18 protein-coding genes are annotated in these 21,988 nt (G+C 44.7%); 11 read left to right on the top strand and 7 right to left on the bottom strand.

Annotated features, from left to right (window positions below; translation table 11 throughout):
- Positions 1-69: 69 nt before the first annotated feature.
- Genes AC59GT_RS04290 through AC59GT_RS04280 form a run of 3 tightly spaced genes read left to right on the top strand, consistent with a single transcriptional unit; the run spans position 70 to position 3,922 of the window.
- A complete protein-coding gene (locus AC59GT_RS04290) occupies positions 70-1,989 on the top strand; it encodes an ABC-F family ATP-binding cassette domain-containing protein (protein WP_497236479.1) in 1,920 nt (639 codons plus the stop codon).
- 60 nt (positions 1,990-2,049) lie between these two features.
- Positions 2,050-3,369 carry a type IX secretion system plug protein gene (locus AC59GT_RS04285; protein WP_497236478.1) on the top strand — a complete coding sequence of 440 codons (1,320 nt, stop codon included), beginning with the start codon at positions 2,050-2,052 and terminating at the stop codon, positions 3,367-3,369.
- Positions 3,370-3,397: 28 nt separating this feature from the next.
- Positions 3,398-3,922: an acyl-CoA thioesterase gene (locus AC59GT_RS04280; protein ID WP_117384136.1), complete on the top strand. Its 525-nt coding sequence runs from the start codon at positions 3,398-3,400 to the stop codon at positions 3,920-3,922.
- A 29-nt stretch (positions 3,923-3,951) separates the two neighbouring features.
- Here AC59GT_RS04280 and AC59GT_RS04275 read toward each other — a convergent pair whose 3' ends face one another.
- From AC59GT_RS04275 to holA, 3 genes are all read right to left on the bottom strand, one after another.
- The gene (locus AC59GT_RS04275; RefSeq protein WP_497236477.1) at positions 3,952-4,359 is read right to left on the bottom strand and encodes an EVE domain-containing protein; all 408 of its coding nucleotides are present in this window, start codon (positions 4,357-4,359) and stop codon (positions 3,952-3,954) included.
- 62 nt (positions 4,360-4,421) lie between these two features.
- Positions 4,422-4,613, bottom strand: coding sequence for a hypothetical protein (locus tag AC59GT_RS04270; RefSeq protein WP_497236476.1), 192 nt, complete (start codon positions 4,611-4,613; stop codon positions 4,422-4,424).
- Positions 4,614-4,695: 82 nt separating this feature from the next.
- Positions 4,696-5,718, bottom strand: a complete 1,023-nt coding sequence (holA, locus tag AC59GT_RS04265; RefSeq protein WP_497236708.1) for a DNA polymerase III subunit delta — start codon at positions 5,716-5,718, stop codon at positions 4,696-4,698.
- Between the two features lie 120 nt (positions 5,719-5,838).
- Here holA and AC59GT_RS04260 point away from each other — a divergent pair, with 120 nt between their 5' ends.
- Positions 5,839-6,297, top strand: a complete 459-nt coding sequence (locus AC59GT_RS04260; RefSeq protein ID WP_497236475.1) for a type I restriction enzyme HsdR N-terminal domain-containing protein — start codon at positions 5,839-5,841, stop codon at positions 6,295-6,297.
- A 3-nt stretch (positions 6,298-6,300) separates the two neighbouring features.
- Here AC59GT_RS04260 and AC59GT_RS04255 read toward each other — a convergent pair whose 3' ends face one another.
- Both AC59GT_RS04255 and AC59GT_RS04250 read right to left on the bottom strand, forming a co-directional pair.
- Positions 6,301-8,118, bottom strand: coding sequence for an ATP-binding protein (locus tag AC59GT_RS04255; RefSeq protein ID WP_497236474.1), 1,818 nt, complete (start codon positions 8,116-8,118; stop codon positions 6,301-6,303).
- A 118-nt stretch (positions 8,119-8,236) separates the two neighbouring features.
- On the bottom strand, positions 8,237-10,894 hold the full coding sequence (locus tag AC59GT_RS04250; protein ID WP_497236473.1) for a valine--tRNA ligase: 2,658 nt from the start codon (positions 10,892-10,894) through the stop codon (positions 8,237-8,239).
- Positions 10,895-11,234: 340 nt separating this feature from the next.
- Between AC59GT_RS04250 and AC59GT_RS04245 the strand changes: the two genes are divergently transcribed.
- The 7 genes from AC59GT_RS04245 to pruA all read left to right on the top strand — a co-directional run bounded on the left by AC59GT_RS04245 (position 11,235) and on the right by pruA (position 19,124).
- Entirely contained in the window at positions 11,235-12,575 is a 1,341-nt protein-coding gene (locus AC59GT_RS04245) for a rhodanese-like domain-containing protein (protein WP_497236472.1), read from the top strand.
- A gap of 87 nt (positions 12,576-12,662) precedes the next feature.
- Positions 12,663-13,019, top strand: a complete 357-nt coding sequence (locus AC59GT_RS04240) for a helix-turn-helix domain-containing protein (RefSeq protein ID WP_117384143.1) — start codon at positions 12,663-12,665, stop codon at positions 13,017-13,019.
- 38 nt (positions 13,020-13,057) lie between these two features.
- Positions 13,058-13,990: a DMT family transporter gene (locus AC59GT_RS04235; protein ID WP_497236471.1), complete on the top strand. Its 933-nt coding sequence runs from the start codon at positions 13,058-13,060 to the stop codon at positions 13,988-13,990.
- 112 nt (positions 13,991-14,102) lie between these two features.
- Positions 14,103-14,441, top strand: a complete 339-nt coding sequence (locus tag AC59GT_RS04230) for a hypothetical protein (protein WP_497236470.1) — start codon at positions 14,103-14,105, stop codon at positions 14,439-14,441.
- 15 nt (positions 14,442-14,456) lie between these two features.
- Complete coding sequence (locus AC59GT_RS04225) at positions 14,457-15,020, top strand: arylesterase (protein WP_497236469.1); 564 nt, start codon at positions 14,457-14,459, stop codon at positions 15,018-15,020.
- A 138-nt stretch (positions 15,021-15,158) separates the two neighbouring features.
- Entirely contained in the window at positions 15,159-17,090 is a 1,932-nt protein-coding gene (locus AC59GT_RS04220; RefSeq protein WP_497236468.1) for an LTA synthase family protein, read from the top strand.
- 396 nt (positions 17,091-17,486) lie between these two features.
- Positions 17,487-19,124, top strand: a complete 1,638-nt coding sequence (gene pruA / locus AC59GT_RS04215) for an L-glutamate gamma-semialdehyde dehydrogenase (protein ID WP_497236467.1) — start codon at positions 17,487-17,489, stop codon at positions 19,122-19,124.
- Positions 19,125-19,414: 290 nt separating this feature from the next.
- On the opposite strand, the gene can is transcribed toward pruA, so the two are convergent.
- Complete coding sequence (can, locus tag AC59GT_RS04210) at positions 19,415-20,086, bottom strand: carbonate dehydratase (protein WP_497236466.1); 672 nt, start codon at positions 20,084-20,086, stop codon at positions 19,415-19,417.
- 207 nt (positions 20,087-20,293) lie between these two features.
- Positions 20,294-21,913 carry a SulP family inorganic anion transporter gene (locus AC59GT_RS04205; protein ID WP_497236465.1) on the bottom strand — a complete coding sequence of 540 codons (1,620 nt, stop codon included), beginning with the start codon at positions 21,911-21,913 and terminating at the stop codon, positions 20,294-20,296.
- Between the last annotated feature and the right edge of the window lie 75 nt (positions 21,914-21,988).

Here is a 21,988-nt window from a genome sequence, read left to right as displayed (position 1 = left end):
ATTTACAAGTACAACAAGGTATAATCTCTAATTTGAGGCCTCGCTTCAAAATGGTATCTTTGCGCCCAAATGATCGCTATAAATAATCTTACGTTCGAGCTAGGTGCAAGGGCCTTATATGATGAAGCTAACTGGCATATTAAACCAGGTGAAAAAATAGGCCTGATAGGTGCCAACGGCACCGGTAAAACTACTCTGCTAAAAATGATAGTGGGTGAGTATACACCAACCTCGGGCACTATTTCAATGGCTAAGGACCTTACCATGGGTTATCTTAACCAGGATTTGCTCTCCTACTCGTCTGACAAGAACATTGTGCACGTTGCTATGGAGGCATTTGCACGCCAAAACCAGCTGCATGATGAGATAGAAACTTTATTGAACAAACTGGAAACTGATTATAGCGAAGACTTACTGAACAAACTTAGCGATAAGCAGCATGAGTTTGAACTTTTAGACGGCTACAACATTGAGTACAAAGCACATGAAATATTAGCGGGTCTTGGTTTTAGCGACGAGGAGCAAAAACGCAAGCTGAACACCTTTAGTGGTGGATGGCGCATGCGAGTAATGCTAGCTAAAATACTTTTGCAAGCACCGGACATTCTGCTGCTGGATGAGCCTACCAACCACTTGGACCTTCCTTCTATCCAATGGCTGGAAGATTACTTAAAGGCTTTCACCGGTGCCATCATCATCGTATCTCACGATAGGTGGTTCTTAGATAAAGTAATTAATCGTACTGTTGAAACACGTAAGGGTAAGTTGACCGTGTATGCGGGTAACTACAGCTTCTACCTGGAAGAAAAGGCGCAACGTGAAGAAATCCAGCGCGGTGAATTTAAAAATCAGCAATCTAAGATCAAGCAAGAAGAGCGCCTGATAGAACGGTTCCGTGCCAAAGCTTCAAAAGCAAAAATGGCACAATCGCGCATTAAGATGCTCGATAAGATGGAGCGTGTCGACGATGTGGATGATGATAACCCAACGGTTAACTTCAGCTTCCGCTTTTCAAAACAATCCGGCAGGCACGTGGTAACGCTGGAACACGTCTCTAAAAAATACCCGAACCTTGAAATTCTCGATAATACTGATGCGCTGATAGAAAAGGGCGACAAAATAGCGTTGATAGGTGCTAACGGTAAAGGTAAATCTACAGCGTTGCGCATTATAGCTAATGCCGACAAAGAATACACCGGCACCATGACCACAGGCCATAACGTGACCACCACGTTTTTTGCCCAGCACCAGTTGGAGTCGCTTCACCTGGAAAACCAGATTATACAAGAATTACAGGCATTTGCCCCTAAACATACTGATACCGAACTACGCACCATTTTAGGCTCGTTCCTGTTCACGGGTGATGATGTGTTTAAAAAAATTAGGGTACTATCGGGTGGTGAAAAGTCACGTGTAGCACTAGCTAAAGCATTGACCGCCGACGCAAACTTCCTTGTGCTGGATGAGCCAACCAACCACCTGGACATGCAATCGGTTAATATCCTTATACAAGCGCTGCAGCAATATGAAGGTACGCTTATAGTAGTATCGCACGACAGGTACTTCCTTGACAATGTAGCCAACAAAATTTGGTTTATTGAAGACAAAAAGATTAATCAATACCCGGGCACTTACCAGGAGTTTGATGAATGGTATTCTAAACGCAAGCTAGATCCTAAAGCAGCTCCCCTGCCCGCTCCTAAAAAGGAAGAGAAAAAACCTGAGCCTGTCAAATTGCCTCAGTCTGAAAACAAAACACAGCAGCTTAAAAAGCTAAACCAGGACCTTACCAAGCTCGAGGAAAACATTGCTTCGGCAGAGAAAGAGGTAAAGGAGATGGAAGCGCAGCTGGCCGATAACACCATATTTAACCAAACAGAAAGGCTTAAGCAGATAAACAACGCTTACCAGCTTAAAAAAATGGATCTAGGCGCTTTACAACAGAAGTGGGAAGTATTAGCCGACCAAATAATGGAATTGGAAAGCTAAGCCAACGGAGTTAAATAGCTGAGCAGTTAAAACGATGAGCACTACGAAAATACACCTATTATGGCAGACTCGCTGAATCACCGGCGAACCATACGTGGCGTTCACGTCTTTAACCCGTTAAGGTTAAGATTGGTAATGGCGTTACTCTTGCTTATAGCCTTTTTGCCAAGTTTAAGCTACGCACAATCGTTTACAAATACTGTATTTCGCGGAAGCATCAAAAGCGTAGAGTTTTACAATACTAAAAAGGTGGCTTCGTTTCCTGTAATTACCCTTGGCAGCGATGAACAGGTTCTTTTAGGTTTTGATGATCTGGCAGGTGGCAGCCGTAACTTTTATTACACTATAGAACATTGCGATGCCAACTGGAATTCGTCGCGCCTCTCCCCTGCTGAGTACCTCCAAAGCTTCATGGACGACCGGATACTAGACTATCGCTATTCATCTGCAACGTTTCAAAAGTATACCCACTACGAACTTAAACTACCTAACCAGAATATTGCGCCCAAGTTGCCCGGTAATTACATATTGAAGGTTTACGAAGATGGGGATCAAACCAAAATGGTACTAACGCGCCGATTATATGTGGTTGCCCAACGTGTTTCTGTGGGAGGTACGGTTGTATCATCAAACAACGTTGCAACCAGGCGTACCAACCAAAAGGTCAATTTTACAATTAGCTATGGTGGATTGAATGTACAAAACCCTAACACCGACATTAGGGTTTTTGTGATGCAAAACGCACGCCCGGAAACCGGCAGGATGAACAACATACCAACTTATGTTCGCGGTAATCAATTAATTTATAATGATGTAAATATAAATAATCTGCCGGGACGTAACGAGTTCAGGCACTTTGATACGCGGTCACTTAAATTAAACTCAGAACGCATATCCAAGATCTACCGCGACACTGCTAATACCGTTGTACTATTAGGCGACCCAAACCGTAACCTGCTGGATTACAGCTTATTGTATGATAACGATGGTAAATATTACATCATAAACCAGGACGGCCGTGATGCCCGCATAGATGCAGACTACGCACACATGTATTTTAACCTAGGCGCTAACAAAACGCCAGTTGAAGGGACACCATATATCATCGGACAATTTAATGATTACCGGCTGGACGAAACCAGCCGCCTGCAATACGACGACAGAGGCCGCTGGTACGCCAACTTACTTCTTAAGCAAGGCGTATATGATTATGCCTATGTTTGGATACCTAACGCTACCAAACAGCCGGACGATACCGCTTTAGAAGGAAACTACTTTGAAACCGAGAACGAGTATCAGTTGCTTGTATATTACCGCCCTGCTGGTGCGAGATGGGAGGAATTGGCCGGCTTTGCCCAAATAGCTACTGTAAGGCCCTAATAAGCTGCTTAAAAGCTATATTTGCGCCATGAAAGGAAAAGCGCCTCAGGAGTCGTACACCATTATGAATGAGCTGGTATTACCCAACGATACCAATACCCTAAATAATTTAATGGGCGGGCGCTTGCTGCACTGGATGGATATTGCAGCGGCTATATCTGCACAAAAACACTGTAACCGCATAGTGGTGACAGCGTCGGTTGACAATGTTTCTTTTCACCACCCTATTAAGCTTGGCGATGTAATAACCATTGAAGCTAAGGTGACGAGAGCTTTTAATACTTCTGTGGAAGTGCGTATGGATGTTTTTGCAGAAAACATACCATCAGGCACTAAAGTAAAAAGCAATGAGGCTTACTACACCTTTGTGGCACTTGACCAAAATGGCCGCACCATCCCGGTTCCGCCTCTTGAACCGCAAACTGCAGACGAGATTGAGCTGTTTGAGGGCGCACTCCGCCGCCGGCAGCTAAGGCTTATCCTGGGCGGTAAAATGAAACCAGACGACGCGACAGAATTAAAAGCGTTGTTTTTTGCTGCGCAGAAAAAGTAAAGTTGATACGTTATTTTTAAAGCAATTGATCAACTCGCTGCGAGTTCCAGCACACGATCAAATTCCTCGCGCTTTAAAGCCATTACAGACAAGCGGCCCTGACGCACCAAACCAATCTCTTTAAGTCGTGCATCAGCCTTAATCTCCTCCAGGGTTACGGGCCGTTTAAGGGTTTCTACCGGAACAAGGTCAACAACAACCCAGTTGGTGTCATCAGTAGTGGGATCCTGGTAGGCCTCTTTAACCACTTTAGCAATACCTACCACTGCTTTACCCTCGTTACTGTGATAGTACATCACCAGGTCGCCCTCTTTCATTTCCCGAAGGTTGTTACGTGCCTGGTAGTTGCGCACTCCATCCCAAAAGGTGCGGCCCTCCTGGTTAAACTTTTCCCAACTATATTTAAACGGTTCCGATTTTACGAGCCAATAGTTCATGATCTGAAATTATGAGCGTAAAAATGAGAAAAAGCAAACAGAACAGGAAACAGAAAGATGGTCTACTTAAGGTCTCGCTTTACAAATTTGTGATAAAGATATTCGGCATACCCTACGCTGACGTAATCAGGAAACTTCCAGGTTGGATAATATTTTCGTTGAATAAGCTTTAGGGTGCCGAAAACAACTACACCAAGAAACAACAAGCCGGCCAATGAGAGCAGTACAAGCCCAATTACAAAATAGGTATTCATTTACAATAGTTTGATAGTTATACGAACTCTTCCTACGTAAGTTGCAACACTTACATAAAAACGTACCGTTACATTGCTACTGTTAGTGGATTACCTTAAACATCAGCTCGCGCATTAGCTCTCCCGCACTAAGGTTTGCTTCTACTCCTTTGCTTTTAAGATCATACTCGCGCAGGTAGCTTATTACCTGGAACACCTTACCTAAACTATAGCCTCTTGCTGCCTGCTCGTAATCCTTCAAAAAATACGGGCTTACACCAAGTTCCCGTGCGAGGTTTTGTGGCGTCTTGTCTTTAACGTAATGATAAGCAAGTACCTTGCTGAAAAAGTTGTTGAGGTTACCCAGCACCAGTACTATCGGGTTTGCCTTGGGGTTGGCCTCAAAATAGTTTACTATCTGGTTTACCTTGTAGGCATCTTTTCTGGTAAGGGCAGACTGAAGCTCAAAAACATTATACTCTTTACTTATGCCAATGTTGTCCTGTATGTGCTTTAGGTTGATCTCTTCACCTTTAGGAATATTCAGCATCAACTTGTCTAGCTCATTGGCAATTTTAGAGAGATCGTTGCCCAGGTACTCTGCAAGCATCGCCGATGCCTGTTGGTTTACTTTGTACTGTTTTGCTTTAACATAGTCTTCTATCCAGCCGGGTATTTTACTATCGTATAAAGCTGACGACTCGAAGACAAGGCCATTTTTATCTATAGCCTTGTAAGTTTTTTTTCGCTTATCAAACTTGCCGTATTTATAACAAAACACAAGTATAGTGCTGGGTAATGGGTTTTCCAGGTAACTCAGTACAGGGTTTATGCCCTTTTTATCATCATCATCTTTGCCCCATTTCATATCCTGGGCCTCTTTAACCATTATTACCTGGTAGTCGCTCATCATGGGGTAACGCTTGGCAGCGTTTAATACCGTCATGATATCTGTATCCTTACCGTATAGTACAGTTTGATTGAACCCTTTCTCGGCATCTGTAAGCAGGTTATGTTCAATGTAATTACCTATAACATCAATAAAGTAAGGCTCCTCGCCATGGAGCAGGTAAATAGGTTTGAACTTTCGGTTCTTCAGATCTTTAAGTATTTCCGGCGCAGTCATGTAGTACGTCAAAAATAACGAGTTAGAAGTTAAAACCACATTAATGTGGAAAGTCTGTTGATATTGCATCCCGCTAATGCTGCTATTTCCCTTTTTTAGTTCCTACTTTTGATAAACCAAATGGAATTGCTGCAACCACTAAATTTACCTGCCTACCCTTTTAAACTTACCGAAGCAAACGGCCAGCTAACCCTATTTGATGAGTTAAGAAAGAGGAAAATAGTCCTTACACCCGAAGAATGGGTACGCCAACACTTCGTTCAATTCCTTATAAAGGAAAAACATTATCCCAAATCGTTGATCAAGCTGGAGGGCGGCTTGAAGTTGCATGGAATGGCTAAACGTACAGACATTGTGGTGCACAACTCCTCAGGTGAAAAGATATTATTGGTGGAGTGCAAAGCGCCGGCGATTAACATTAGCCAGGCCACCTTTGATCAGGCGGCACGGTATAACATGGTGCACAAGGTTAAGCTACTTGCTGTGAGTAATGGCTTACAGCATTACTATTGCCGCATAGACCATGAAAATAAGTCTTACACCTTTTTAGAGGAGTTGCCTTTTTATAACGGCTTATAGTAGTTAAACGGTTTTAGCAACCAGCGTTTGGATTTTCTCCATTAATTCATCGGGTTTAAACGGCTTGGCTACATAGTCGTTCATACCTGCGGCAGTCACCTGTTCTCTGATATCAAACAATGCAGACGCCGTTAACGCGATGATTGGAATATTGGCTTTAGCCGGATCAGGCATTTTACGAATTTCAATGGTAGCATCAAACCCGTTCATCACCGGCATTTGCAGGTCCATTAAAATGATGTCGAAATTACCATATTGAACAATCTCTACTGCGCGTTCTCCATTTTCGGCAATTGTAGGCACTATTTTCCATTTAGAAAATAGCTTTTTCATGAGCATTACATTCACTGGGTTATCCTCAGCAATCAATACCCGCAGGCTGGTAACATCACTAATATTATTATCAGCAGCGGTCAACTCACTCTGCCCGTTCTGCTTAACTTTTTGTACAGGTGCGGCCATTGCTTCTGTTGAGACAGGAAACTCCATGTTGAAGGAAAACTCAGACCCTTTGCCTACAACACTGTGTACATGCATTTGCAAGCCCTGCAGTTCAAGTAACCGTTTTACAATGGCAAGCCCCAAACCGGTGCCGCCATACTGACGGGTTGTGGTAATGGACTCCTGAGTAAATGGCTCAAATATATTTTCGAGATTATCTTTTTTTATACCGATACCCGTGTCTTTTACCGAGAACCCTACCGTGATCATGTTGTGGCGGTCTTCCAGGCACGTAGCACGCACACCTACACTTCCCTGGGCGGTAAATTTAATAGCATTGCTCACCAGGTTAAAAATTATCTGCGTTAACCGGGTGGGATCGCCAAAGATGATCTTTCGTTTTAAAGCACTATCAATGTCCAGCTTAAACAAAAGACCTTTTTCTTCCGCTTTGATTATTTGCCCCCCGCAGATGTTATGCATCAGTTCAACCAGGTTGAACTTTGTTTGTTCAAACACGATTTTACCAGACTCTATTTTATTAAAGTCGAGCACATCATTTACTATCGCGAGCAGGTTATTCGCGGAGAACTTTAGGATCTCTAAATTCTCAGCCTGGTCGTTCCGCGGATTATTCATCATAAGCAAGTTAGACATGCCTATTACTGCGTTAAGCGGTGTACGTATCTCATGCGACATGGTGCTTAGGAACTCTGATTGCACCTGCGACGACTTCTCGGCCTTTTCAATCGCTTTTTCAAACTTTATATTTAGTGCGGCTTGTTCTTCACCTGTATCTTTAAGCTGTTTTATATTCTTCAGAAAGGCCGTATAAAAGTGGCTCTGAATAAATATGATGAGTATGAAATTAGCAAAGACGCCGATGATGATGGTAGCCTGGTCAATTTTTTCAGGTTTAAAATCGATATTATAATTATGATCGTAAACCATTACCAGGAACAACAGTACAGGTAACAAGTTTAGCAGTGAGTAAAACATACCCCAATTAACACCCAGCATATAAAAGCTAAATACCACAACCAGTATAATCACCTGGATGATCATGATATTTACATCCTGAATGATAACGAATACCGTGGAGAGGTTTACAATGCTTGCCAGCACAAGCAGTATATGCGAAATTATACGCCAATCTGGCTTGTAGGTTAGGTATTTAAATAAAGCAGCTACAGCCACCATCAGCACACCAGAAGTAGTTGTAAGCAGCGGCAACCCTTGTAAATAAACGCTCAGGAACACAGTTCCCAAGGCTACAAAAATGAGCAGGAAACCGTAATAAAGCAGACGAATGCGAGCCTGATCGAGGATTGATAATTCCTTCGTTAGAATTTTATGGATAGAAAAATTGAAAAAGTCCACTTTCAGTTTAACAGGCCTAATTGATGTGCTATTAAGTTTTTTATCTAGAATAAAATATTGGTTGGTTAAAGTACACAATAAATTACATATAGGTTATAAACAACTTAAGCAGATGCAATTAGCCTGCCAACGCGCGCAGGTTATCTTCTATGATCTTCAGCTTTGCCTCTGCATCAGCTTTCTTTTTCATTTCGTTATCAATTATTTCGGGTTTTGCATTTGCCATAAAGCGCTCGTTGCCTAATTTTGCGCTTACCGACTTGAGAAAACCGTCCAAATAGGCTTTCTCTGCCTCCAGGCGCTCTTTCTCTGCCGCTACATCCACCTTCAAATTAAGCTCAACAAAGAATTCATCTGTGCCTGCAATAAAGTTAACCGCACCTGCAGGCGCATCAGTTACAATGCTGAAATTGTTGATGTTACCCAAATGGCAGATAACAGCCTCATACTTCTTGTAATCAATTCCCGAACTGGCTTTAATAGCAAGTGGCAAAGCTTCTTTAGGCGACAACTGTTTGGTGTTACGAATATTTCTGACCTGCGCAATAATCTGCTGAACTGTTATGATATCTGAGGTGAGTTGGGTATTTATTTGCCCGATGCTTGGCATTTGCGCAACAATGCAGCAATCCATTATATCCCGGGTACCAAATAGCTCGTCATGCCATAGTTCTTCTGTAAGGAAGGGCATATACGGATGCAGCACTTTCAATATATCAACAAAAAAGCCAATGGTAGCTTCGTAAGTAGCCTGATCAATGCTTTGCTTTTCTACACCCTGTTTAAAAATTGGCTTAACCATTTCCAGGTACCATGCGCAGAAATCATCCCACACAAGTTTATAAGTAGCCATCAGAGCCTCAGATAGGCGATACTGTTTAAAGTTATCTTCTATTTCAGTTAATGCCTGACTGAACCTGCTCCTGAACCATTCCACGGCTACCTGGTTGGTGTTAGGCAAATTCTCATCCGGTTGCCAGCCTTTTACCAGTTTAAAGGCATTCCATATCTTATTGGCAAAGTTACGGCCCTGCTCACAATAGCTCTCGTCGAACATAAGGTCGTTACCCGCAGGCGAGCATAGCAACATACCCACACGTACACCATCTGCACTATACTTTTCAATTAAATCAAGAGGATCCGGCGAGTTACCCAACGACTTGGACATTTTGCGCCCCTGCTTATCTCTAACAATACCAGTAAGATAAACATTTTTGAATGGCTCCTGTCCGCGCAGCTCATGCCCTGCCATGATCATCCTGGCCACCCAAAAGAATAATATCTCAGGAGCGGTTACCAGATCATTAGTTGGGTAGTAGTAGTTTATCTCGGCATTGTCGGGATTGCGTACCCCGTCAAAAACAGATATTGGCCACAACCACGATGAAAACCAGGTATCTACCACATCTTCGTCCTGGCGGAGGTCCTCAAGAGTTAGCTGCGGATTTTTGGTTAAGGTTTTAGCTTCCTCCAATGCCTCCTCTTTGGTTTTGCCAACCACTATTTGCCCGTTTGGTAAATAATAAGCGGGTATCTGCTGACCCCACCACAACTGCCGACTAATGTTCCAGTCGCGCACGTTCTCCATCCAGTGGCGGTAAGTATTTATAAATTTTTCGGGAATGAGCTTTACTTCACCGTTGAGCACATAATCCAATGCAGGCTGCGCCATTTCCTTCATCTTCAGGAACCATTGCATGCTCAACTTTGGCTCAATAACGGCGTTGGTGCGTTCAGAAAATCCTATCTGCGAGGTGTAGTCTTCCGTTTTCTCCAGCGATCCTGCCTCCTCTAATAACACCGCGATCTTCTTACGGGCGGCAAAGCGGTCTTCACCAACTAATATCTGCGCCTGTTCATTCAGCGTTCCGTTATCGTTTAGTATATCTATAACCGGCAGGTTGTGTCGCTGGCCAAGTTCATAGTCATTAAGGTCGTGCGCAGGAGTCACCTTTAAACAGCCGGTACCAAAGTCCATGGTTACATACTCGTCCAAAATAACCGGTATTTCCCGGCTAATAAGCGGGATATGCACTGTCTTACCATGCAAGTACGTGTAACGCTCGTCATTAGGGTTAACACAGATAGCTGCATCAGCCATAATGGTCTCCGGCCTTGTGGTCGCTACTATAAGGTGCTGTGCTGCCGGTGTATCGGGATTCACAACCTCGTATTTAATGTAGTAAAGCTTCTGGTTTACTTCTTTACGAATAACCTCTTCATCGCTAACGGCTGTATTTCCCTGCGGATCCCAATTTACCATGCGTACGCCGCGATAGATCAGGCCTTTTTTAAACAAGCGAATGAATATGTCCGTAACCGCTTCGCTCATGTCCTCATCCATCGTGAACTTGGTGCGTTCCCAGTCGCATGAGGCGCCCAGCGTTCTTAGCTGATCCAGGATTATGCCACCGTATTTCTCTTTCCATTCCCATGCATATTTTAAGAATTCTTCGCGGGTGAGGTCTTTTTTGTTGATTCCACGCTCTTTCAGCATGGCCACTACTTTTGCTTCGGTAGCAATGCTGGCATGATCCGTACCAGGCACCCAGCAGGCGTTTTTACCTGTCATACGGGCACGGCGGATAAGCACATCCTGAATGGTATTGTTAAGCATATGGCCCATGTGCAGCACACCGGTAACGTTTGGCGGAGGAATAACAATGGTATAAGGCTCGCGTTCGTCAGGCACAGAACGGAAGAAACCTTGTTCTAACCAGTAACTATACCATTTCTCTTCAGCTTCTTTGGGCGAATATGTCTTAGCAATGCTCATAGCGGGCAAAAATAAGTATTTGCGCCAAAATGCTCGGAGTTAATTACACATCGGGTTAATATCATGCACACAGGCAATTAAGAACGATTTTAGATTACACTTTAACGCAATAATAATGGGCTAAGCAAGTTTATACTATTATATCCGCAGCACCTGAATTATGAAAACAATACCAGTTAATCGTTTTCTTGCAGCAATGCTAAAGCTATCGCGCCTCTCCGTGGTACTAAGGTGGTTTAACAAATAATTTGCTTAGGGGCAGTCCCCGCATATTTACCGCCTACAGACATTCACTCACAAAAACCTTTGCTGCAAACCGCTATCTTTGCCCGGTATAGCTATGATAGTTCACCAGTTTTATGATAAGGGCCTGGCACATGCCTCCTACGCAGTGGTACGCAACGGCCGAATGATAGTGATTGATCCTGCACGCGATCCACAACCTTACTACGATTTTGCCGACACACACAACGCTACTATCCTGGGCGTTATAGAAACCCACCCGCATGCCGATTTTATAAGCTCGCACCTGGAGATACACGAAACTACAGGCGCCGTTATATATGCCAGCAAACTTGCAGGAGGTACTTACCCTCATGAAACTTTTGATGATGGTGATGTTGTGCAACTGGATGACATAAAGCTAAAAGCCATTAACACTCCCGGGCACTCACCTGATTCTATTTGCATATTGGTTGAGGATGAAACCGGGAAAGACACCACAATTTTTACGGGTGACACCCTTTTTGCAGGTGACGTTGGCCGACCGGACCTTAGGGAATCTACCGGTAAAATAACGGCTAAAAAGGAAGAGCTTGCGAGGCAAATGTACCACAGCACCCGCGAAAAGCTGATGAAATTACCTAAAGACATCACCGTTTTCCCGGCACATGGGCCAGGTTCGTTATGCGGCAAAAGCATGAGCCCCGACCTGCAAACCACTATAGGTAAAGAGTTAAGGGAGAATTACGCTTTGCAATTAATGGATGAGTTACAGTTTGTAAACACATTGCTTGCTGACCAGCCATTTATGCCCAAGTACTTTGGCTATAATGTAGAACTGAATAAAACAGGCGCACCTAAGTTTGCAGAAAGCATCAGCAAGGTACTAAAGGCAGATACGGTAACACTGGAAAAAGGCATCCTGGTAATTGATACCCGGCCAAACGAACTGTATAGCGCCGGCCATGCAGCGGGCAGCATCAACCTGCAAAACGGCGAAAAATTTGAGACGTGGCTGGGCTCTGTTGTTGGTCCTGATGAAGCTTTCTACTTAATATCGGCAACAGACGAAGAGCGTGATGCCGTTATCCGCAAAGCTGCAAAGATTGGCTACGAGAAAAACATCAAAGCTGCTTTGCTTTTTTTCGGCGACGATAAAACAGTTACTGCAACTTTCAATCCAGGGGAATTGCGCGGCAACGAAGAAAACTATACAATTGTCGATGTGCGCAACTGGGCTGAAATAAACTCAGGAAAAATATTTACTAATGCGCTTACCATACCACTGCCCGAACTAAGGGAACGCGTTAACGAGATACCTGCAGATAAACCGATAGTGGTGCATTGCGCAGCAGGGTACCGCTCAGCTGCTGCAGCCGGCATCATATCTGCAACCATAAAGGATGTACCGGTGTATGATCTGAGCGAAAGTATAAAGGACTTTACGCAAAAGCAGTAATCGAATTGTACTCTTCATAAGAAGTTCATGGTTAGTCATCATGGACTTTTTTGTTTGGTAATATTAACTATTTGCTATACTTGCACCATGTCTGACGACGCGGTTTTAAAAAGGATAAAAGTTATTGTTAAAGAGCATGGCGGCCAGTTGGCCCTTGCCAATGCAATCGGCGTAGACCAGGGTTTCATTAGCAAGGTTATTAACAAGAAGCAGGACATCAGCTATTACCTCATCAGCAAATTGTGTTTTCAGCTTAAATACTCACCGGAGTGGCTAATATTGGGTACCGGCGACAAAATGATCCACAAGCCTGATTCCGCCAAACTAATCACAGAGATACAAATGCTGCGTACCGAGGTGGACATTCTGCACGCTCGTATGCGCGCTTACGAACTGGAGATGCAGGAACTTAAAGAACATGGCTTGCAGCAAAGAGCTGTCTAACTGGCAAGCCTTGGTTTAATTTCCTATTTTGCGGCATCATGCTACCCCGAAGATCCATCCTGTCTGCAGGAGTAATAAATTACCTCATTTTTGCTGCCATCTGCTTAATATGGGGCAGTTCATTCATCCTGATGAAGCTTGGGCTATACGACGAAAGCAAACGGCCATTACTTACGGCATCTCAGGTGGCAGCCATACGCATTATAACTGCCGGACTAGTGCTTACCCCGGTGCTCATCAGGCACTATAAGAAGGTTCCGCGTAAACTATCGGGCTGGATGGTGTTGTCCGGATTTTTTGGAAGCTTTTTCCCGGCATTCTTATTCTGTATAGCCGAGACCAGGATAGACAGTTCGCTGGCCGGCACACTAAACTCCCTCACTCCTATTTTTGCTATCCTTTTAGGCTTTCTGTTCTTCGGTAATAAAATCCCGGTAAGCCAGGTTGTTGGCATTACCATTGGCTTCGGTGGTATTGTGCTGCTTTACTTTGTTCAAAAACATGCCGATGCCGGTCAGGTGAGCTATGCAAGCCTGGTTATACTGGCCACTTTGCTCTATGGCATTAATGTAGTTGTGGTGAAGCACTACCTCAGCAGCGTCAGCCCGCTGGTAATTACCGCGTTCTCGCTAGTGGTGGTTAGTGTCCCTTCTCTCGTGATCTTGTGGCAAACAGGCTTTTTCAACCTGCCGTTACATGAGCCCAGATATATAAGGGCGTGTGGAGCAGTTTGCACCCTGGGCATTTTAGGTACTGCAATAGCCTGGATGCTGTACTACATTCTTATACAGCGCACCAGCGTACTTTTCACGTCAACATCAAGCTACGGCGTGCCATTTGTTGCCTTCTTGTGGGGCTGGTATTATGGCGAAACCATTACCATTGGGCAGGTGGGCTGCTTGTTTGTTATTTTGGCAGGGGTCTATTTGACGCGTGTTAAGTTGAATACACTTTACAAAAAAGCTTCCTAGTCAAGTCTTCAATTACTCACCTTGCGCGTCAATCAGTGTTCTGCCGTAATTAACGTTTAATTAAAAACCTTTAGCTACACCCATTGTAATTAACTAAAGCTGTTATTGAACCATGGCACCAATCTTTTTTACTGTAGGGGCTGAGTTACCCATCATGATCATCCCTAATACGGACGCACACCTGGACGGGCATGCTGTGCTTACCTATACTTACAATATATACCGCGACTATGGGTTCGAGGATGCTGCCATGATCCATCTGAAAGAAAAAGAACTTATGCTCAACAAAAAGAAGAACCCAAACTATATGGGCTACATCACTTTTGAGGATCCCGGTAAACTGTTTACTTACACAGCCGATGGATCAGAAGAGCTCGACTCTGAAGAGGTTCAGGAGATAATAGAAAACATCTCTCACTATCGCGACCATCCCGGAATGTGGCAGATATAACATTGGGATCTGATCATGAAACACATCTTGTTCTTTGGCGACAGCTTAACCGCTGGCTACGGACTAGGCAACGCCTCAGCAGAATCTTTCCCGGCACTTATAAATAATAAGCTAAAGGCTGCCGGCCTGCAATACCGCATTACCAACGCGGGCGTAAGTGGCGACACTACAACCGGCGGACTAGCCCGCCTGGATTATTGGTTAGGCGGCGCCATAGATGTTTTTGTGCTGGAGCTTGGCATTAATGATATCCGGCGTGGTACTCCGCCACCTACTATAGAAAAAAACCTGCAGGCCATCATCAATAAAGTGAAAGCAAAATACCCGGAGGCAAAGCTGGTAATGCTGGGAATGGAGATCCCTCCTATTCTATTCGGCCCGGTTGCTGTACAATTCAACGCTATTTACCGCCGCCTTGCGGAAGCTAATGACATGGCATTGGTTCCCTTTCTGTTAACCGGCGTTATGGGGCAGCAACACTTAAATTTATGGGACAGGGTACACCCGTCCGCCGCCGGATATAAGGTTGTAGTTGAGACGGTTTGGTCCGTGTTAGGTCCATTGCTACAACGCGGTTAAATCTGTTTTACAAAGCCTTAACAATAAATGTTTTTTGGTTAGATTCGCTCTGTAATACCATCCTGTTTTAAAGCGCATTACACCGGCCGTAAAGCCCTTGTTTTGAGTTTGCCGGCATGGGTTAGCCCCTAATAAACGATGAGATTTAACTTCAGAACTACAGAATTAAAGGCGCTGGCCTATCGCCTCCTGCTTGGCTATATTTTCTATTTTATATGCCGTATACTGTTTTTTGCTTTTAATACCAACCTGTTTGCTGTAGAAAGCACCGCTACACTTGTAAAGCTTTGCTACTATGGATTAGCTTTTGACACTACGGCGCTGCTGTACATCAACATCCTGTTTATTGTACTAAGTATTTTACCGCTTACGGTAAACACCAGCAAAGGCTACCAAAAAGGGCTGGCGATACTATACTTCGTTACCAACTTTATCTTCTACGCAACCAACTTTGTAGACATCATATATTATCGTTTTAGCCAGGTAAGATCTACCCGGGCATCGCTTGATGTACTTACTAACGAGAGCAACAAGGCACTCTTATTGGTAAGTTTCATAACCGAATACTGGTACATAATAGTTATATACTTCCTTTGCTGCGCTTTATGGTACTGGCTTTATTATCGTGTTAAAGTAAAACCGGCTGTTACCGGGCCAAGGCTGGCATACTTCTCGTTTTCGGCCGCCGCGTTGTTAATTATCATGGCGCTTGCAGTGGGTGGTATAAGGGGCGATTTTAAGCATAGCACAAGGCCAATAAATATGGTAGATGCCTACAGGCATGTCACCGCGCCAAACCAGGGCGACATCGTATTAAACACGCCATTTGCTATTATACGTACACTCACTGCCAACAACTTTAAGGTACAGCACTGGACGGATGAAGCCTATATTGATGCCAACATTAAACCTATAAAGCAGTACAACAGCGTTCGCCCGGTTAAACCTAACGTGGTAGTCATTATACTGGAAAGCATGGCCCGTGAGTTTTGGGGCAGCATGAACCAGGACGCAGGTATACCGGGGTTTATTTCCTACACGCCCTTTTTAGATTCGCTCTCAAACCACAGCCTTATTTTCAACAATGGCTACGCCAACGGCAGGCAGTCTATACATGCCATGTCATCTATATTGGCAGGTATACCTTCTTTTCAAACGGCTTTTACTTCTTCGCCATACGCCAAGCAGCGCATACAATCCATCGTATCGGTATGCGACAGCATGAGGTACCAAACATCGTTCTTCCACGGGGCTGCCAATGGTTCCATGGGCTTCCAGGGATTTGCGAACATACTGGGCTTTAAAAAATATTATGGCCGTACAGAATACAACAACGAAAAGGATTTTGATGGCACCTGGGGTATATGGGATGAGCCCTTTTTGCAATACGTGGGTAAAACCATGGGCACGCAAAAACAGCCGTTCATGTCTACCGTGTTTACGCTCTCGTCGCACGAGCCCGATCGCATACCCGACAAGTACAAGGCCCGCTTTAAAGGTGGCCCGTTAACTATTGACAAATGCGTACAGTATACCGATAATGCTCTTCGACGGTTTTTTAACTATGCCAAAACACAGCCCTGGTTCAACAACACCGTTTTTGTAATTACGGCAGACCACACCAACGCCACCTACTACCCCGAATACAGTAAACCCGTAAACCGCTTTGCCATACCTATACTTTTTTACAGCGCTAATAAAGCATTTCAATTACAGGGCGTACGTACCGATCTTGCCTCGCAAATAGATATCTATCCCACACTGGTGGACTTGATTGGCTACAACAAACCGATCCGTTCCTGGGGAAGGAGCCTGGTAAGCAACCTGCCCACCGAAACACCCAGGGTAATAAATTCGCAGGGTAACTTATACCACTTTATGGAAGGCAACTATAACTACATTTTTGATGGGAAAGCTATTACCGGCATTTTTGCCGCTGATGATAAAGGCCTCACCAAAAACCTGATGACCAGCACGCCCAACCCTGAAATGAACAAAGGCATGACAGATTGCAAAGCCTTTATACAGGATTACGCAGATAAGATAGTGAATAAGAAGCTGTATAGGTAAGAGTACATTGGGTTAGTTGTTGGTGACAACACCAACAACGGGCAGCAACTGCTAAAATAGACACGAGTTTCAAGCAGGGCTGACGAAAAACCGGGCCGGGGTAAACGCCTGTGGGTGGAAGTTTTTTTTTGTCTTGATTTTTGGTTACTTTTTATCAAGAAAAAGTAACTAAGCCACCGCGGCAATGAGCAGACTACAACACATAATCGCACTAGCCCTGTAAGCGCCATAAACATACCTGAAAGCAGTGTAATGTATCAACGAACAAGTTCGGCATAATGCCAACTAGCCGCATGCTAAACTGCAACTCTTTCGTCACAAATATACCGCTCATCTATCCCCCATTCGCACATCCAAAGCAAAAGCCCTATCTTTGCACTCTTAAATAATTACCCTATGCTAAAAGGATTTTTTAATGTGCCGCCTGCTGTTAACGAGACCGTTTTAAACTACGGTCCGCGCAGTGTGGAACGTGCAGCGCTTAAGGCAGCTTTGGACGAAGCACGCGCTAAGCAAATAGATATACCCATGTACATTGGCGGCCAGGAAGTACGCACCGGCAAGCTAATGGAGCTTCGCCCGCCGCATGATCATAAGCACCTGCTGGGTACTTTCCATTACGGCGATAAAACTCATGTTACCGCCGCCATTGATGCTGCACTTGCAGCAAAGGCCGACTGGGAGAACCTGCCATGGGAACAACGCGCAGCCATATTCCTGAAGGCTGCCGAGTTGGTAGCTGGTCCGTACCGTTACAAGCTAAACGCGGCCACGATGCTGGGCCAAAGTAAGAACGCCTACCAGGCTGAAATTGACTCGGCTTGTGAGTTTATAGATTTCCTGCGCTTTAACGTGCAGTACATGACCGAGATTTACCAGCAGCAGCCACCCGTATCAGGCAAAGGTGTTTGGAACCGCGTAGAACAGCGTCCGCTGGAAGGCTTTGTATTCGCGCTTACGCCTTTCAACTTTACTGCCATTGCGGGCAACCTGCCTGCAAGCGCCGCCATGATGGGCAACGTAGTGGTTTGGAAACCGGCCGATACCCAGGTATACGCCGCTGCAGTTATAATGGAGATATTTAAAGAAGCCGGTGTGCCTGATGGGGTGATTAACCTGATTTATGCAGACGGACCGGAAGTTGGCGACGTGGTATTTAACCACCCTGATTTTGCAGGTATACACTTTACAGGTTCTACCAAGGTTTTCCAGCATATATGGCAAACCATTGGCACCAACATACATAAATACAAAACCTATCCACGCATTGTAGGCGAGACCGGTGGTAAAGACTTTGTGCTTGCCCACCCAAGCGCCAATGCCGATGCGGTTGCAGTAGCCCTGCTTCGCGGCGCGTTTGAGTACCAGGGACAAAAATGCTCTGCGGCTTCAAGGGCGTACATCCCGGCATCGCTTTGGCCTGCCGTGAAAGAACATGTGCAACGTGAGATGGCTACCTTTAAGATGGGCCCGGTTGAAGATTTTGAGAACTTCATCAACGCGGTTATCAGCGAAGTATCTTTCGATAAGCTGGCTAAATACATTGACGCGGCCAAGGCCGACGAAGGTGTTAAAGTGATTGCCGGTGGTAATTACGACAAGAGCCAGGGCTGGTTTGTAGAGCCAACCATACTGCAGGTGCAGGACCCTTACTACGTAACCATGTGCGAAGAACTGTTTGGCCCCGTTTTAACGGTTTACGTTTACGAGGACGAACAATGGGACGAGATACTGCAGACGATCGACAAAACATCTATATACGCGCTTACCGGCGCTATACTATCCCAGGACCGCTACGCTATCGCTGATGCTACCTACAAGCTGCGCAATGCTGCGGGTAACTTCTACATTAACGATAAGCCTACCGGTGCGGTTGTAGGCCAGCAGCCATTTGGCGGCGCCCGCGGCAGTGGTACCAACGATAAGGCAGGCTCCATGATCAATCTGCTACGTTGGGTGTCTCCGAGAACAATTAAAGAAACCTTTAATCCGCCTAAGGATTACAGGTACCCGTTCTTGACACCGGAGCGGTAACCCCCTCCGCCCCCTAAAAGGGGAACTTTAATATAACAGAAAAGGCTTCCTTATGGAAGCCTTTTCTGTTTGTCATTTACACCTGTAATAAAAAACGAGAATGCAAATTTATGTTGTAATTGCCTGTTTTTTTACTGCGGTTTTTGCAGGTTACTGAATAGAAACTGATCAAAAAACAGCCTTAACAATGCTTTTTTTAAAGCTTTTCGGCAAAAAAGATCAGGCGTTAAAAAAACCGTCAAAAGTGCCCGGCACAAAAAAACCTGAACGCTTTTGAACGTTTGGGCTATTTACCGCACAGCGCTAAACCTGAACACTTCGTCCATATTAGTGTTGTTGCTGGTGCTTACTTTCATGTCGTTAATAATACCAGTTGCCAGGCTGTATACCCAACCATGTACACTAAGCTCCTGGCCGTTTTGCCAAGCATTTTGTACAATAGAGGTTTTGCAAAGGTTGTTAACGTTCTCTATTACATTAAGCTCTACCAGGCGGTTACCACGCTCGGTTTCGTCTTCAATGGCATCCAGTTCGGCAGCATGCACACGGTAAACGTCCTTAATGTGGCGCAGCCAATTGTCAATCAGCCCGAATTGTTTGTTGGTCATGCTGGCTAGTACGCCGCCGCAACCATAATGGCCTGTTACGATAACATGCCTTACCTTTAATACGTTAACCGCGTAGTCAAGCACGCTTAGCATGTTCATGTCGGTGTGTATCACCATGTTGGCAATATTGCGATGCACGAATATCTCGCCCGGTTTGGTATTGGTGATCTGGTTAGCCGGTACGCGGCTGTCTGCGCAGCCTATCCAAAGTACAGGTGGTTTTTGGCCGTTAGCAAGAGTGGTAAAGTACTCAGGGTCTTCCTTAAGTGCGTTTTCCACAAACTGGCGGTTACCATCCAGTAAAGTTTCGTAAGTGATGTGACTAGTGTCGTGAATTAAGTTTTGAGCACACATGTTATTGTTTTTTAAAGGATTATCTAATTAACTGTTTTTGGGCTTATGTTAAGCTTCCAAACAGCTGCGAATTTAACATTAGTTATAAAATCCTGCTAAACAGGACTTCTAAAAAACCCGGCTGCATGGCCGCAGACCGGGCTATCAATCACAGAACACAACTAAAAAGTACCCAGGCCATGATTATTATCTTTCATAAACCAGTAACTATACCGCTACCGGTTGATCGGGTTGATACTTTAGTTCTTTAAAAGGCGGAATGTCATACTTTTCCTTAATGTCAAGCAGTTGTACTATTATGCCTTTTGTATAGGCATTGTGTTTAAAATTATGAATGATTTCCAACACGTCCGGATCAATGTAACGGGAGGCTGATCCGTCTATAATGACATCGGTGCCTGCCGGTAAGCTGGTAAGTGTTACCTGTATGGCAGCCTTGTTTAGGAATGACACTTCTTCTGCAAGCCTTATGCTGATGGTCTTCTTATCGCCATGTGATGTAATACGGTAGAAATATGGATTACGAAGATTTGTACGAAGTATATAAAATACACCTACAAGCATTCCTATACCTACCCCTATTAAAAGGTCGGTAAGAACAACAGCTACCAGGGTTACCACAAAAGGAATAAATTGATTTAACCCTTTATGCCACATGTGCTGGAAGAGACTGATCCGTGCCAGTTTATAACCTGTTACCAACAAGATAGCAGCAAGGCATGAAAGCGGGATATGGTTGATCAACCGCGGTATAAACAGCAACGACAGCAGCAGCAATATGCCATGTACAATTGCGCTTACCTTTGTACGGGCGCCGGAGTTAACATTTGCCGACGAGCGTACGATAACTGCTGTCATAGGTAAACCACCAAGCAAACCGCTCACTACATTGCCAGCCCCCTGAGCAAGCAGTTCGCGGTTCGTAGGTGATATTCTCTTTATAGGGTCTATTTTATCTACAGCTTCAAGGCTTAATAAAGTTTCCAAACTGGCAACAACAGCAATGGTGCCTGCCACTACCCAAACTTCTTTACGGCCAATAGCGCTAAAATCAGGGCCTTTAAACAAGCCGAAAAATTCACTCGCACCGCCAATTACAGGTATACTAACCATTTGCTTTTCCTGCAATGCCAGGCTCGTTCCGGCGAACACGGCAGACAGGATCACGCCTGCAATTACTACCAGCAGAGGTGCCGGCACCAGGGCTAACTTCTTAACCTTAGGCCAATAGATCATGAACGCAAGGCTCACCAGGCTGATGATCACTGCACCATAATTTATCTTGTTCAGCGCGCCAAGTACGCCGGAAAAGGTATTGTGGGTATCGGTTTGCTCGAAGCCCTCGTCACCCTCAAAGTCAGCATCATAGCCAACAGCATGCGGAAACTGCTTCATGATGAGGATAATGCCAATTGCGGCAAGCATACCTTCAATCACCGGCGACGGGAAATAATTGGCAATGGTACCTGCTTTTATAAGGCCAAGCAGCATTTGCAACACGCCTGCTATAACAAGCGCCAGCAGGAATACTTCAAAAGAGCCAAGCTTGGTTATACCGTTTAATACAATAACTGTAAGCCCGGCAGCAGGTCCGGCTACACTTAGTTGCGACCCACTTAAGGTACCAATAACAATACCGCCAATGATGCCGGCAAGTAGTCCCGAGAATAACGGCGCACCTGATGCCAGTGCAATTCCAAGGCACAATGGTAATGCTACCAAAAAGACAACCACGCTGGACGGCAGGTCCTTTTTAAGGTTTTTAGATAAGAAATACTTTTTTAAGTTGAGATCTTCTGAAGAGATCGCGCCCTTGTTAAGTTGCATATAGATAAAATAAATTAAAAATGGAAGATGGGCTGTGAAAGCCTGAAAGGGCACCAAAAAGCACATGGCATACCA

This window comes from Mucilaginibacter sp. 320_HR (genome assembly GCF_059691875.1).
This window is presented reverse-complemented; position numbering and strand designations above follow the sequence as displayed.